This window comes from Nonomuraea sp. NPDC003214, from assembly GCF_053590035.1.
In genome coordinates this window covers 507,929-523,331 of the sequence record NZ_JBSFSX010000004.1, presented here as the reverse complement: position 1 = coordinate 523,331, position 15,403 = coordinate 507,929, and the positions used below count along the sequence as shown (strand labels likewise).

Annotated in this window: 3 protein-coding genes; all 3 read right to left on the bottom strand. The window is 76.4% G+C overall.

From position 1 onward, the window contains the following. Positions 1-11: 11 nt before the first annotated feature. The 3 genes from ACWDXC_RS14690 to ACWDXC_RS14680 are packed head-to-tail and all read right to left on the bottom strand — an operon-like array spanning position 12 to position 15,390. Entirely contained in the window at positions 12-863 is an 852-nt protein-coding gene (locus ACWDXC_RS14690; protein ID WP_219507382.1) for a 3-hydroxyacyl-CoA dehydrogenase family protein, read from the bottom strand. Between the two features lie 23 nt (positions 864-886). Continuing rightward, the gene (locus tag ACWDXC_RS14685) at positions 887-10,540 is read right to left on the bottom strand and encodes an SDR family oxidoreductase (protein WP_449981658.1); all 9,654 of its coding nucleotides are present in this window, start codon (positions 10,538-10,540) and stop codon (positions 887-889) included. Continuing rightward, a complete protein-coding gene (locus ACWDXC_RS14680) occupies positions 10,537-15,390 on the bottom strand; it encodes an SDR family NAD(P)-dependent oxidoreductase (RefSeq protein WP_449981656.1) in 4,854 nt (1,617 codons plus the stop codon). The genes ACWDXC_RS14685 and ACWDXC_RS14680 overlap by 4 nt, the downstream gene beginning before the upstream one ends. Between the last annotated feature and the right edge of the window lie 13 nt (positions 15,391-15,403).

Here is a 15,403-nt window from a genome sequence, read left to right as displayed (position 1 = left end):
GGGTGACTCCTTCAGCTCTGGGTGGTGTAGGTGTAGAAGCCGCGGCCTGACTTGCGTCCGTGCAGGCCGGCGTCGGTCATCTGCTTGAGCAGCGGGCAGGGGCGGTACTTGCTGTCGGCGTAGTGCTCGTAGAGCACCTCGACGCTGTAGAGGATGGTGTCGACGCCGATCAGGTCGGCGGTCTCCAGCGGGCCCATCGGGTGGCCGAAGCAGCCGCGGAACACCTCGTCCACCGACTCGGCGTCGGCGACGCCCTCGTGCACCAGGTAGGCGGCCTCGTTGACGGTCAGCATGAGCACCCGGTTGGAGATGAAGCCGCACGAGTCCTTGACGTCGACGGCCTTCTTGCCCATCGCCGTCAGCAGGTCCCTGGTGCGCTGGATCGTCTCGGGCGAGGTGTGGAAGCCGGGGATCAGCTCCACGACGGGCTTGGCGGGCACCGGGTTCATGAAGTGCACGCCGATGACCTTGTCGGGGCGGCCGGTGACGGCCGCCATCTTGGTGATGGGGATGGCCGAGGTGTTGACGACGAAGACGGTGTCGGGCCCGCACTCGGCGTCGAGCGTCTCGTACACCTCCCGCTTGACGTCCCAGTTCTCCGTCACGTTCTCGATGACGAGGCTCGCCTTGGCCGCGCCGGCGGCGCCGACGGCGGTGGTGATCCTCGACAGGATCTCGTCGGGGTCCAGGGCGGGGCCGCCCATGAGGCGGCTCATCCGGGCGTTGCGGCCGATGGTGGCCAGCGCGTCCGCGAGGATGCGCTCGTCCTTGTCGACCAGGACGACCTCGTGGCCGGTCTGGGCGAGGTTCTGGGCCACGCCGACGCCCATCACGCCGGCGCCGATCACGCCGATCACGGTCATGTCCGCTCCTTCAGGTTGGGGTGTCACCGGCCGCGTCTGCGGGCGGCGGAGGCTTCGAGCCCGGATCTGCGCAGCTGCGCGCGGACCTGGCTGCCGCCTGGGTCGGCGGCCGCGGGCGCCGTGCCGGAGGCCAGGGCCTCGGCGGTGCCGGCGAGCGCGGCCACGGTGGGCGACTCGTAGAGGATGTGCGGCGGCAGCTCGGCCAGCTCGAACGCGCGGCGGACCGCCGCCACGATCGAGACGCCGAGCAGGGAGTTGCCGCCGAGTTCGAAGAAGTTGTCGTGCACGCCGACGCGTTCCAGCCGCAGCGACTCCGCCCAGATCGCGGCGATGGTCTCCTCGGCGTGGCCGGACGGCTCCTGGTAGGGGGTGAGCAGTTCGGGGCGGGGGTGCCGTTCGCCGCCGGTCCCGCCCAGGCCGGGCGAGGTCACCGCCTCCAGGGTGAAGCGGGCGCTGCCGGCGACGAGGGTGGGGAAGTCCTGGGTGGAGACGACGACGCGCGGCTCGCCGGTGGCCAGGGCGCGCCGCAGGGAGCGCCAGCCGTCGTCGAAGCCGATGCCGATCCTGGCCCGGTTGTCGCGGAAGAAGTCGCGCAGCGCCTCCTCGTAGCCGTCGAGCCCGGCCTCCCAGGCGTTCCACGTCCATTCGCCCCAGCCGATGGCGACGACGCGGCGGCCGGTGGCGGCCAGCCGGCAGGCGTAGGCGTCCAGGTAGGCGTTGGCGGCGCAGTAGTCGACCTGGCCGGGGCCGCCGCCGGTGGCGGAGGTGATGGAGGAGAACAGGGCGAGGAAGTCGAGCGGGATCTCGCCGGGTTCGCCGATGCGCAGCGCCTCGGCGACGGCGTGGACGCCGCCGACCTTGGGGGCGAGCACGTCGTCGAGCTCCTCGGGCCGCTTGAACTGCATGAGCCCCATCGCGGGGACCCCGGCGGCGTGCAGGACGCCGTGCAGCGCGCCGAACCGGTCGAGGGCGGCGTCGACGGCGCGGCGCACGTCGGCGGCGGAGGCGGCGTCGCCGGTGACGAGCTCGACCTCGGCGCCCGCCTCGATGAGGGCGGTGACCTCGGCGACGCGCCGCCTGGTGGTCTCCCCGGCGTGCCGCTCGCCCGAGAGGACGGCGGGCCATTCGGCGCGGGGCGGCAGGCCGGTCCTGGCGAGCAGGACGAGCTTGGCGGCGCGTTCGCGGGCCAGGTGACCGGCCAGGCCGAGGGCGATGCCGCCCAGACCGCCGGTGATCAGGTAGACGCCGCCGTCGCGCAGCGGGTCGGGGGCGTCGGGCACGGGCATCGGGTCGTAGCCGGGCAGCCAGCGGCGGCCCCGGCGCAGCGCCACGGTGCGGTCGCCGTGCGGGCGGGCCAGCTCGGCGGTGAGCGCGTCCAGGTCGGTCGCGGCCGGGTCGCCGGGCAGGTCGACGAGGCGGGTGGTCACGCCGGGGTACTCCAGCGGGATCACCAGGCAGGGTCCGGCCAGGGTGGCGCCGGACGGGTCGGCGACCTCCTCGCCGAGCACCTGCTGGGTGCCGGAGACGGCCACGTCGAGCGACCAGCCGCCGATGCCGGACTCGCCGGCGGCGCGGGCGAGCGCGACGAGCGTGTGCAGGCCGCGCGTGACGGTGAGCTCGTGCGGGCCCGGCTCCAGCGACCACAGGTGGACGACGCGCTCCAGCGGCCGGCCGGCGGCGCGCAGGTCGCGCAGCAGGGCGAGGAGGTCGTCGACGCTGCCGGGCCGGACCGTGTGGCCGTCCGGGGTCGCGGTGTAGGCGTCGCCGGGGCGGACCAGGGTGACGGTGGCGCCGGTGGCGGCCAGCCTGCGGGCGGCCTCGTCGGCCAGGCCGTCGCGGGTGAACACCAGCCAGGAGCCCGGCTGAGCGGCGGCGGGCGCGGGGGCGGCGGTCTGCCGCCACACGGGCAGGTAGAGCCACCGGTCCTCGGGCAGCTTGGGCAGCCCGGCGACGGCCTCGAACAGGTCCTCCGGCTCGGCGGCGACGGCCTTGGCGCGGGCGGGCGGGTCGATCCAGTGGCGCTGCCGCTGGAACGGGTAGGTGGGCAGCGGGATCCGGCCCGGCGTCCCGGCCGCGCCGCCGTCGCCGCCGTCGCGGCCGTGGTAGGCGTCCCAGTCGAGGGTGACGCCGCACAGCCACAGCCTGGCCAGGCAGCCGGCCAGCGTCTCGTCGCCGGGGGTGCCGTCGCTCGCGGCGGGCATGGTGTGGGTGATCAGCGGCCACCGCTCGGGCGGGCAGCCGGTCGCGCGGACCAGCGCGCCGAGCGACTGGCCCGGCCCGATCTCCACGACGGCCAGCTCCGGGTCGGCGAGCAGCCGTTCCGCGCCGTCGGCGAACCGCACCGTCGCGCACATGTGCCGCGCCCAGTAGCCGGGGTCGCACACCAGCGCGGCGTCCGCGACGTCGCCGGTCACGTTCGACACGTACGGCAGCGCGGGCGGGTTGAGCGTGACGTTGGCCTTGACCCACTGGGTGAGGTCGTGGGCAGCCGGTTCGAGCATGCGGGAGTGGAAGGCGTGGCTGGTCTCCAGGGGGCGGCACGGGATCTCGGCGGCGCGCAGCTCGGCGGCCAGGGCGGCGACGGGCTCGGCGGGGCCGGCGACGACGGTGACCTGGGGGCCGTTGACGGCGGCGACGTCCAGGCCGCGCTCCTCCAGCCGGAAGCGGCGGGCCAGCGCGGCGGCGGGCATCGAGACGGCGAGCATCGACCCGCCGGGCAGCTCGGCGATGAGCTTCGCCCGGTGGGCGACGAGCGCGACGGCGTCCTGGAGGGAGAGCACGCCCGACAGGCAGGCGGCGACGTACTCGCCGAGGCTGTAGCCGAGCATGATCTCCGGCTGGACGCCCCACGCCATGAGGGTGCGCGCCAGCGCGTACTCCACGGCGAACAGGGCGGGCTGGGCGAGCTCGGTGCGCGCCAGCGTCGCCGCCCGCGCCCCGTCCGGCCCGCCGCCGGAGGCGGTCTCCCGGCCGAGGAGGGCGGCCAGGCCGGGGGCGGCGGCGCGGTCGCCGGTGAGCAGGTCCGCGACGCCGGTCACGTCCATGACGCCGGCCAGCGCCGCCAGGCAGTCGTCGAGCGCCTGGCGGAAGGCGGGCTCGTGGCGGTGCAGGTCGGCGGCCAGGCCCGGGTACTGCTCGCCGACGCCCGCCAGCAGGAAGGCGACCCGGCGGCCCTGCGCGGTGTCGGTGCGGGAGAGCAGGCCCGCGCCGCCGTCCAGCGCGGCCGCCGCGCCCGCCGCGTCCACGGCCACCAGCGCGCGCCGGTGCTCGAACGTCTTCCGCCCGGCCTGCAGCGTGTACGCGGCGTCGGCCAGCCGGACGCCCGGCTCTGCCGCCAGGTGCCGGCCCAGCCTGCGGCACGCCTCGTCGGCCGCCGCGGCGGCGCGGGCCGACACCGGCAGCACCTGGTAGCGGCGGCCCTGCGACTCGGCGTCGCGGGAGACGGCCGGGGGCTCCTCGATCACCATGTGGACGTTGGTGCCGCCCATGCCGAGCGAGTTCAGCCCGGCGATGCGCGGGCGGCCGTCACGGGTCCGCCACGGCGACAGCTCGGTGTTGACGTAGAACGGGCCCGACTCGAAGTCGATCTCCGGGTTGGGGCTGGTGTAGTGCAGGCTGGCCGGGATCACGCCGTCGCGGATCGCGAACGCGGTCTTGATCAGCCCGCTCGCCCCGGCCGCCCGGTCCAGGTGGCCGACGTTCGTCTTGACCGACCCGATCGCGCAGTAGCGGCGCTCGCGGGTCGGGCCGAAGGCGCGGGCGAGCGCGGCCACCTCGATCGGGTCGCCCAGCTCGGTGGCGGTGCCGTGCGCCTCCACGTAGCTGATGTCCTCGCCGGTGACGCCGGCGTCGGCCATCGCGTCGGCGATCACCCGCGACTGGCCGACGACGCTGGGCGCGGTGTAGCCGACCTTGAGCGCGCCGTCGTTGTTCATCGCCGTGCCGCGGATCACCGCCCAGACGTGGTCGCCGTCGCGCAGCGCGTCCGGCAGCCGCTTGAGCAGGACGGCGGCGGCGCCGTCGCCGAACATGCTGCCCTTGGCCCGCGCGTCGAACGTGCGCACGTGCCCGTCGGGCGACTCCTGCCCGCCCGGCCCGTACAGGTGCCCGACGCGGTCCGGCACCCGGATGGAGACGCCGCCCGCCAGCGCGAGCTCGCACTCGCCGTTGCGCAGCGACTGCACCGCCAGGTGCGCGGCGACCAGCGACGTGGAGCAGAACGTCTGCACGGCGACGCTCGGCCCGTGCAGGTCGAGCAGGTACGACACGGTCGTGGGCAGCGCGTCCTTGTCGTTGCCCATGATCACTTCGAAGTCGCTGAAGCCCGCCTTGCCGCCCGCGCCGAGCAGGTGGTCGGTCATCCTCAGCAGGTAGGTGCTGATGTTGGCGCCGCCGAACACGCCGACCCGGCCCCGCCGCTCCGGCGCGGCGTAACCGGCCTGCTCCAGCGCCTCCCAGCACACCTCCAGGAACGCCCGCTGCTGCGGGTCGGTGATGGCGGCCATGCGCGGGCTCATGCCGAAGAACGCCGCGTCGAAGCCGCCGACGTCGTCCAGCACCGGCCGGGCCGGCACGTACGCCGGGTCGCGCACCTGCTCGGGGTCGGCCCCGGCGGCCAGCAGCTCGTCCTCGGAGAAGAACGTGATCGACTCGACGCCCGCGCGCAGGTTCCGCCAGAACGCGTCCACGTCCGGCGCGCCGGGGAAACGGCCCGCCATCCCGACGATCGCGATCCGCCGGTCCTCGTCCTCGGTGACGCGCTCCACCCGCGCGGCCCGTACGGGCTCGGCCTGCGGCGCGGCGGTGGAACGGCGCTCGTCGAGCACGGCGGCCAGCGTGGCGACCGTGGGCGCCTCGAACAGGGTCACCGTCGGCACCGCGATCCCGTGCCGCTTCTTCACCAGCGCCAGCATCTGCAGCGCCACCAGGGAGTTGCCGCCGAGGTCGAAGAAGTTGTCCCGGGTGCCGACGGGCTCCACGCCCAGCACCTCCGACCAGAGCGCCGCCAGGTCCCGCTCGGCCTGCGTGATCGGGGCCGTGTACGGCTGGGGCAGCTCGGGGCGGGGGAAGCGGTCGCCGCTCCCGGCCGCCTCCGGGCCCGGCGCGCTCATGGCGCGCGGGAGCCGGTCGTCGAGACCGCCCGCGGCGACCACGACGTGCGGGGCGGCGCCGGCCCGGACCCGGTCGAAGGCCGCCAGGGCCTCCTCCGCCGTCATCGAGTGCGCCGCCATCGCCGCGCCCAGGCCGCCCTCGATGCGGTCGAGCGTCACCGCCCAGGTGTCCCAGCTCGCGGCCGTCCACCGGGTGGCGCCGCCGTGGTGGCGGTGGGCGATCGCCGTCAGCGCCGCGTTCGCGGCGGCGTAGCTGCCGAACGTGATGCCGCCCAGCAGCGACGACGTGGAGGCGAACAGCACGCAGAAGTCCGGCGTCAGCTCCGTGCCCGCCAGCGCCTCGGCCAGCGCCAGCGCGCCGCCGACCTTGGCGTCGAAGTGCCGGGCCACCGCGTCCGCGTCCAGCTCGCGCAGCGGGCGGAACGTGTCGGGCGTGGTCACGGCGGCGGCGTGCACGACGCCGTCCAGCCGGTCCAGCCCGGCCAGCAGCGCGCGCACGGCGGCCGGGTCGGTGACGTCCACGCGGGGAGTGCTCACCTCGACGCCCAGCTCCCGCAGCGCGTCGACCGCGTGCCGCCGCGGGTGGGCCGGGTCGTCCGGCACGCCGCCCCGGCTGGCCAGGACCAGCCGGCCCGCCCCGGCGCGGGCCAGGTGGCCGGCCAGCAGCAGGCCCACGTCCCCGAGCCCGCCCGTCACCAGGTACGTCCCGCCCCGCCGCACCGGGGCGGCGTCGTGGGGGGTGGCGTCGTCGGGGGTGTAGGCGCGGGTCAGGCGGGTGCCGTGGCGGTAGGCGACGAAGACGTCGCCGGACGGAGTGCGGAGCTCCGCCGCCAGCGCCTCGGCCACCTCGGCGGCGTCCGCGTCCCCGGTCACGTCCACGGTGGCGCAGTCGAGGTTCAGGTACTCCTGGTTGGCGACCATCGGCAGCGTCGCGGCGGCGGCCATCCCCGGGTCGGGGCGCTCCCCCGCCGCCACGGCCTGCCCGCCGCGCGTCACGACGATCACCCGCGCGGCCGTCTCGGCGGTCGCCTCCCCCCAGGCCGCCAGCATCGCCGCCACGGGCAACACCGCGCCCCGCCCATCCCCCCCGATGACAGCGGCCCCCTCGGAGGGAGCACGCCCGTCGGGAGCGGCGGCCCCCTCGGGGAGCGCACGCCCGTCGGGGGTTGCGGGCTCGTCGGTGGTGGAGGGGCCTGTGGGGGTGGTGTGGTGGGCGTTGCCGCCGTCGGGGCCGGTGCCGTCGCGGCCGTCGCCGCCGTCCGGGCCGACCTCGCCGTCCTGTCCGTCACGGTCGTCGCCGCCGTCCGGGCCGGCGCCGCCTTCGGGGCCCGGGGTTCCGGCCGGGACGGTGTGGGGTGCGGCCCCGTTCGGGAGGTTGGGTCCGTTCGTCAGGACCGCTTCGCCGTACGAGACGGTCCCGCCGTACAGGGCGGTCTGGCCGTACGGGACGGTCCCGCCGTACGGGTTGGCGGGGCCGGTCGGTGGGGTCAGGAGGCGGAGGTCGAGGATCGTGAGGCCGTCCGTCGTGAGGCGGGAGGCGAGGGCGGCGGGGTCGGCGGGGTCGAACGTGCAGCCGTCCGGGGTCTCGGTGAAGGCGTCGCCCGGGACTGCGGTGACGACGTCGGCGCCGGTGGCGCGCAGGGTCCGGGCCAGGGTGTCGCCGGCGCCGCCGGAGCCGCCGGGGCCGCCGGTGAGGAGGACGTAGCGGGTGGCCTGGAGCTCGGACGACGCGGGCGGGGCGGGGGTCCAGCGGGGGGACAGCAGGGACACGTGCCCGGCCCGGGGCGCGGCGTCCGCCGGGAGCTCGGCGGCGGGCGAGACGGCGGCGGCGGGGAGGGTGGGGGTGGCGGGCGGGTTCACCCAGAAGCGCTCGCGCTGGAACGGGTAGGTGGGCAGCCCGACCTTGGCGACGGGCCGGTCCTGCCGGTAGCCGGCCCAGTCGACGGGGACGCCCGCGAGCCAGAGCCGCCCGGCGGCCTCGGCGAGCACGGCGCCGGCGGGGCGCGGGTCTGCGGCGCCGGGCAGGGTGGCGACGACGAGCGGCCAGCGGTCCGGCGGGCAGTCGGCGTGGCCGCGCGCCATGGCGCCCAGCGACTGGCCAGGCCCGATCTCCAGGAGCGCGGGTTCGCCGTCGTGCCGCAGGAGGGTGCGCAGCATGTCGTGGAAGCGGACGGGCTCGCACATGTGGCGGGCCCAGTAGGCGGGGTCGGTGACCTGTCCGGCCGTGGCGATCTCGCCGGTGACGTTGGACACGTACGGGATCTGGGGCGGGTGGAGGGTGACGTGGGCGGCGATCCACGCGGTGAGGCGGTCCCGGAGGGGCTCCATCATCGCGGAGTGGAAGGCGTGGGTGGTGGCGAGCGGCCGGCACGGCACCGCGTCGGCCTCCAGGAGCGCGCGGGCGGCGGCGACGGCCTGCGGTTCGCCGGACAGGACGGTGAGCTCGGGACCGTTGACGGCGCCGACGCCGACGCCGGTGATGCCGGCGCGGCGGATGCGGTCCAGGACGTCGGCCGCGGCCAGCGGCACGGCGGCCATGGCGCCTTCGGGGAGCTCGCCGATGAGGCGGGCGCGGTGGGTGACGAGGGCGACGGCGTCGTCGAGGGTGAGCACGCCGGCCAGGCAGGCGGCGACGTACTCGCCGAGGCTGTAGCCGGCCAGGATCGCCGGCTCGACGCCCCACGACCGGACGAGCGTGGCGAGCGCGTACTCGACGGCGAACAGGGCGGGCTGGAGCGTCTCGGTGGGGGTGGCGGCGGGCTCGGCGGTGCGGCCGAGCAGGGCGCCGAGCCCGCCGCCGGGGCCGGGGCCTGGACGGGGGGCGAGCAGGTCGGTGAGCGGGTCGGCGCCGTCCATGAGGCGGCGCAGCCGGGTGCGGCACTCGTCGAGCGCCTCGCGGAAGACGGGCTCGGTCGCGTACAGGTCGGCGGCCATGCCCGGGTACTGCTCCCCGGCGCCCGCGATGAGGAAGGCGGCGGGCCGGTCGGCGCGGGTCTCGGCGCGGCCGAGCGCGGCGCCGCCCGCCAGCGCCTCGGCGGCCTCGGCCGGGGAGGCGGCGACGAGCATCCTGCGGTGGCCGAACTGCTGCCGCCCGGCCTGGAGGGTGTGGGCCACGTCGGCGAGCCGGAGCTCCTGGCCGTCGGCCGCGAGGTGGGCGGCGAGCCGGGCGGTCATCTCGTCGGCCGCGGCGGCGGTGCGGGCGGACCAGATCAGCGGTTCGGGGCGCGGCTCCTCCTCGGTCCTGGGGACGAGCGGCGCCTCCTCCAGCACCACGTGGGCGTTGGTCCCGCCGATGCCGAACGCGCTCACCCCGGCGCGGCGGATGCGGCCCGCCTCGCGCGGCCAGCCGCGCAGCCGGGTGACGACGTCGAGGCGGGCCTCGCCGGTGCCGAGCTGCGGGTTCGGCTCCGACAGGTGGAGCGTGGGCGGGATCTCGTCGTGCCGCAGGGCGAGCGCCGCCTTGATCAGGTTGGTGACGCCGGCGGCCCGGTCGAGGTGGCCGACGTTCGGCTTGACGGAGCCGATCAGCAGCGACCGGCCGCCGTACACCTGCTGGAGGGCGGCCAGCTCGGCGGCGTCGCCGAGGGCGGTGCCGGTGCCGTGCGCCTCGATGTAGTCGATGTCGCCGGGTTCGAGGTCGGCGGCGGCCAGCGCCTCGGCCATGACGGCGGCCTGTCCCTGGACGCCGGGGGCGGTGAAGCCGACCTTGCGCCCGCCGTCGTTGTTGACGGCCCAGCCCCGGATGACGGCGTAGATCTGGTCGCCGTCGGCGAGCGCGTCCTCCAGCCGCCGCAGGGCGACGACGCCGACGCCGCTGCCGAGCGGGCTGCCGAGTCCGCGCGCGTCGAAGGCGCGGCACAGGCCGTCGGGCGGCGCGATGCCGCCCTGCTGGTAGAGGTAGCCGACGCGGTGGGGCACGTTGACGGCGACGCCGCCGGCGAGCGCCAGGTCGCTCTCGAACCCGGCCAGGCTGGAGGCGGCGGCGCACACGGCGACGAGCGAGGTGGAGCAGTAGCTCTGCACGCCGTAGCTGGGGCCGGTCAGGCCGAGCGTGTGCGCGACGCGGGTGGTGAGGGAGTCCTTGTCGTTGGCCAGGCCGACGGCCAGGTCGCCCATGACGGCGGTGATGCCGCTGGGCAGCAGGTTGTTCTGCATGTAGGAGCTGTGGGCGCAGCCGCCGAACACGCCGATGGCGCCGTCGAACCGCGTGGGGTCGCAGCCGGCGTCCTCCAGCGCGGCCCAGCTGTGCTCCAGGAACAGCCGGTGCTGCGGGTCGAGGATCTGCGCCTCCTTGGGGCTGATGCCGAAGAACGCCGCGTCGAACTCCTCGACGCCGTCGATGACGGGCGCCGCCTTGACGTACGCGGGGTCGGCCAGGAGGTCGGCGGGGACGCCGGCGGCGCGCAGCTCGTCGTCGGTGAAGCGGGTGATGCCCGAGTCCCCCGCGCGGATGGCGGACCAGAGTTCGGCGACGCCGGGAGCGCCGGGGAACCGGCCGGACATGCCGACGATCGCGATGTCGGTGCCGGCTCCTTCGATGTCGTCGATCACGTCTTGGGTCCTCATTTCCGGTTGCTGGAACGGGCCCGGCGCCGCCGCTGCCCCCGTGCGGAACTGGTGGAGAGCGCCTCCTGGGCGCCCTGGTCGCCGCCGCCGTCCAGTGCGGCCGTGAACGCGGCCACGGTGGGGTGCTCGAACAGCACCGCGGGCGCGATGGGGCGGCCGAGGTCCTTCTCGATAGCGAGCACCATGGCCATGCCGGTCAGGGAGTTGCCGCCGAGGTCGAAGAACGGGTCGTGCACGCCGACGCCGTCGATGCCGAGGTAGGCGCCCCACAGGTCGGCCATCCTGGCCTCGGCCTCGGTCCTGGGCGGCGCGTAGTCGGTGCGGAGCCGGGGGCGGGGGAAGCGCTCGCCCTGGGGGGCGGCCGTGGCGAGCAGGCCGTCCAGGTCGAGCATGCTCGTCCATGACGCGAGCACGTCGCGCAGCGGCTGCCTGACGGCCATGACGCTGCCGTGGCCGCCGGCCACGATCCGGTCGAGGAGCGCGCATCCGGCGTCGTCGGCGAACCCGTAGCGGGCTCGGTAGTCGGCGACGCGTTCGGCCAGGCCGCCGCTGCCCTTGAGGTTCTCCGACTGCCACACGTCGTGCTGCCAGGGCCCCCAGGCTACGGAGACGACGCGGGTGGCGGGCGCGGCGGCGGCCAGGGCCTGGCCGTAGGCGTCGAGCACGGTGTTGGCGGCGCAGTAGTCGCCCTCGCCGATGCCGCCGAACGCGGTGACGGCCGAGGAGTAGAGGACGAGCAGCTCGGGCCGTTCCTCCTCGGGGGTGCCGGGGCCGGTCAGCTCGGCGAGCGGGCCCATCGCGTACACCTTGGGGGCGAGCACGCGGGCCGCCTCGGCGGTGGTGCGGCGTTGCAGCAGCCCGCCGGCGGGCAGGCCGGCGGCGTGGATGACGCCGTGCAGGCGGCCGAACCGTTCGCGCGCCCGCCGCAGGGCGGCGCGCAGCTCGTCCGGCACGCCCGCGTCGGCGGTGAGGAGCAGCACCTCGGCGCCCGCCGCCGTCAGGGCGGCGACGTCGGCGTCGCCGTCGGGGAGCGGGGTGCGGGCGAGCAGCGCCAGGCGGCGGACGCCGGCGCGTACGAGGTGCCGGGCCAGGGCCAGGCCGAGGCCGCGGGTGCCGCCGGTGATGAGGTAGGCGCCGTCCGCCCGCCACACCGGCGTCCCCTCCGCGCCGGGCCGGTCGGGGATCGGGGCCCAGCCGCGTGTCCAGCGGCGGCCCCGGCGCCAGCCGGTGAGCGGGTCGGCCGACTCGGGCGTGTCGCCCGCGCCGGGCTCGGTGAGCAGCTCGGCGGCGAGCTGCCGCGCGGTCCCCGCGGGCGGCTGCGGCTCGCCGGGGTCGAGGTCGACGCCGCTCCACGTGAGGTTCGGGTACTCGTGGCGGACGGCCCGGCCGAGCCCGTGGGCGAGCGCCTGGTGGGGGGCGGTGGCGTCGCCGCCGAGGATGTCGGCCGCGCCCCGGGTGACGGTGAGGAGGCGGGCGGGCCGCTCCCCCAGTGCCTGTACGGCCAGCATCAGGCTGTCGAAGCCGTGCCCGACGGCGGCGCGCAGGTCGTCGTCGCCCGTGGCGGCGGGGGTGGCGAGGCTCCACAGGTGCGCCACGTGCACGGGCCCGTCGCCGTGCCCCGCGAAGACCTCCGCGTACTGGGCGGGGTCCGACGGGTCGATGGTGAGGCGGCGGCCGTCGCGGTGCGGCCCGGTCCCGGGGACGACCTCGACGACGCGGACGCCGGACGCGGCGGCCAGGTCGGCGAGCGCGCCGCCGACGCCGCCGGGGTCGGCGAACACCACCAGCGGGCCGGGCAGCGCGAGCCCGGCGGGCGGGGCGGCGGCGGCCGGGTCGCGCCGCCACAGCGGGGCGAAGAGGTGGTCGGCCGGTCCGACGGCCGGGGCGGGCTCGGCGGCGACGGGCTGCGCCGTCGTCTCCGGCCAGAACCGGGTGCGCTGGAAGGGGTACGTGGGCAGGTCGGCGACGTGCCCGCCGCCCGGCCTTGCCGCGTCCCAGTTCACCGGGGCGCCCAGCTCCCACAGGGTGGCGCAGGTGGTGACGAGGTCGCCGTGGGGCTCGGGGCTCGCGTTCCAGTGGGGGGCGAGCGTGCCGAGGACGGCGGTCCGGCCGCCCGTCAGGTTCTGCCGTACGAGGCCGCCGAGCGTCTGTCCCGCGCCGAGCTCGACGAACGCCGACACGTCCTCCTCCAGGCAGTGCCGTACGCCGTCGGCGAAGCGGACGGTGCTGACGAGCTGGTCGGCCCAGTACGAGGTGCTCGTGGCCTCCTCGGCGGTCAGCGGGCGGCCGGTGAGGTTGGAGACGATCGTGATGTCCGGCGGGCGGCGCGTCACCGTGTCGAGCACCGCGGCGAGCTTCTCGCGGGCCGGCTGCAGCAGCGTGGAGTGGAACGCGTGCGCCGACCGGAGCGGGCGGCAGGCCAGGCCGGTCGCGGCCAGCGCGGCCGTCGCGGCCTCGATCTCGGCCGGCAGGCCGCTCAGCACCGTCATGGCGGGGCCGTTGCGGGCGGCGACGTCCACCTCCGCGCCCGTCCCGGCCAGCACCTCCAGGACGCGGTCCTGCGGGGCCGCCACCGCCACCATGCGGCCGGCGGGCACCGCGCTGATCAGGTGGGCGCGCTCCACGACCACGTGCAGGGCGTCCTCCAGGGTGAACACCCCGGCCAGGCAGGCGGCCACGTACTCGCCGAGGCTGTAGCCGACCAGCAGGTCCGGGGTGACGCCCCAGTGGCGCAGGAGCCTGGCGAGCGCGTACTCGACGGTGAACAGGAACGGGTGCGCGATCGCCGCCTGGTCGAGCGGGTCGTGGGCGTCGCGCGTCTCCCCCGACCGGCCGAGCAGGGCGGCCAGGTCGCCGTTCTCGGGGGCCGCGGTCGCGCCCTCCGGGAAGAACTGGGGGCGCAGGTCCACGCCGGAGCGGCGGCGTACGAGGTCGACGCACTGGTCCACGGCCTCGGCGTACACGGGCTCGGCGGCGTACAGGTCCCTGCCGAGGCCCGCGTACTGGTCGCCGACGCCCGGCAGCAGGAACGCCAGGCGGGGGCGGCGCTTGACCCGGTGGCCGTCGCCCGGCGCCCGCAGCCGCGCCACGGCGTCGGCGGCGTCGTCGCAGACGAGGGCGCGGCGGTGGTCCAGCTCCGCGCGGCCGGTCTGGAGCGTGTGCGCCACGTCCGCCAGCCCGGCCCCGGGGCGCGCCTCCAGCCAGGTGGCCAGCCGTTCGGCCTGCTCCCGCAAGGCCGGCCCGCTCGCAGCCGACAGCGGCAGCACGTACGGCGCCCCACCCCGCCCGCCCACGGCGGCCTCCCCCTCGCCGAGGTGGCCCCCTTCGAGGTGAGTGGCCCCTCCAAGGGGGGTGCTCGCTCCGGTGGGGGCGGGGGTTGCGGGGTGGGTGGGTCCTGCGGTGGTGGCCGCTGCTCCGGCGTACGCGAGGGTGGTCGCTTCTGGCTGCAGGGAAGGGTGCGGAGGGGCGGCCTGGAGGATCAGGTGGGCGTTGGTGCCGGAGAGGCCGAAGGAGCTGACACCCGCGAGGCGGGGGGCGTCGTCGCGGCGGGGCAGCGGCACGGGTGCGGTGACCGGCTGGACGGTGCCGTCGGCGGGGATGGCGGCGGCCGGGGTGGTGAGGTTGAGGCTGGGCGGGATGAGCTCGTTCTCCAGGATGAGCACCGTCTTGATGAGCCCGGCGACGCCGGCGGCGGCCTGGGTGTGGCCGATGTTGGTCTTGACGGCGCCGACGCGGAGGGGCCGGTCGGCGCTACGGCCGCCGAAGACGTCGTGGAGGGCGGACAGCTCGATGGCGTCGCCGAGGTGGGTGCCGGAGCCGTGCGCCTCGACGTAGTCGATCTCGCCGGGGGTGACGCGGGCGGCGGCGAGGGCGCGGGTGATCACGTCGGCCTGGGCCTTGCGGCTGGGCGCGGTGAGCCCGTTGCTGCGCCCGTCCTGGTTGACGGCGGAGCCGCGCAGGACGGCGCGGATGCGGCGGCCGTTGGCGAGGGCCTTGGAGAGGGGTTCGAGGACGACGAGGCCGCCGCCTTCGCCCATGACGTAGCCGTCGGCGGACTCGTCGAAGGTCTTGCACCGGCCGTCGGCGCACATCATGAGCCCGGCGCACGCCTGGATGTAGAGGGTGGGGTGCAGGGAGAGGGAGGCTCCGGCGGCGAGGGCCAGGTCGCACTCGCCGCGCCGCAGGGCCTGGGCGGCGAGGTGGACGGCGATGAGCGAGGAGGAGCAGGCGGTGTCGACGGTGAGGGTGGGCCCGATCAGGTCGAGCTGGTAGGCGATGCGCCCGGCGGCGACGCTGGGGATGGCGCCCTGGCCGAGGTACGGGTCGGACAGGGCGTCGCGGCCCTGGCGTTCCATCTGGAGCCGCCCGTACTGGAGGGTGTCCATGAAGCCGACCATGACGCCGGTGCGGCTGCCGCGCATGCGGGTGGGTGACAGCCCGGCGCTCTCCAGTCCTTCCCAGGCGAGTTCGAGGAGGATGCGCTGCTGGGGGTCCATGCGGAGGGCTTCGCGGGGTGACAGGCCGAAGAACTCGGCGTCCCAGCCGGCGACGTCGTCGAGGAAGGTGCCGTAGCGGGTGTAGATGCCGCCGGGGGCGCGCGGGTCGGGGTCGTAGTAGTCGTCGATGTCCCAGCGGGCGGACGGCACCTCGCGGACCGCGTGCCGGCCGTCGCGCAGCAGGTCCCAGTAGCCGTCGACGGTGCCGGCGCCGCCGGGGTAGCGGCAGGCCATGCCGATGACGGCGATGGGCTCGTCGTGGCGCTCCTCCACCTCGGCGAGCCTGCGGCGGGTCTGGGCCAGTTCGACGGTTGCGCGTTTGAGGTAGGCGCGGAGCTTGTCCTCGGTCCCCATCGGTCGAGCCTTT

Coding starts and splice junctions, on each gene's coding strand:
- ACWDXC_RS14685 (WP_449981658.1), bottom strand. CDS start 10,540: ATGAGGACCCAAGACGTGATCGACGACATCGAAGGAGCCGGCACCGAC.
- ACWDXC_RS14680 (WP_449981656.1), bottom strand. CDS start 15,390: ATGGGGACCGAGGACAAGCTCCGCGCCTACCTCAAACGCGCAACCGTC.
- ACWDXC_RS14690 (WP_219507382.1), bottom strand. CDS start 863: ATGACCGTGATCGGCGTGATCGGCGCCGGCGTGATGGGCGTCGGCGTG.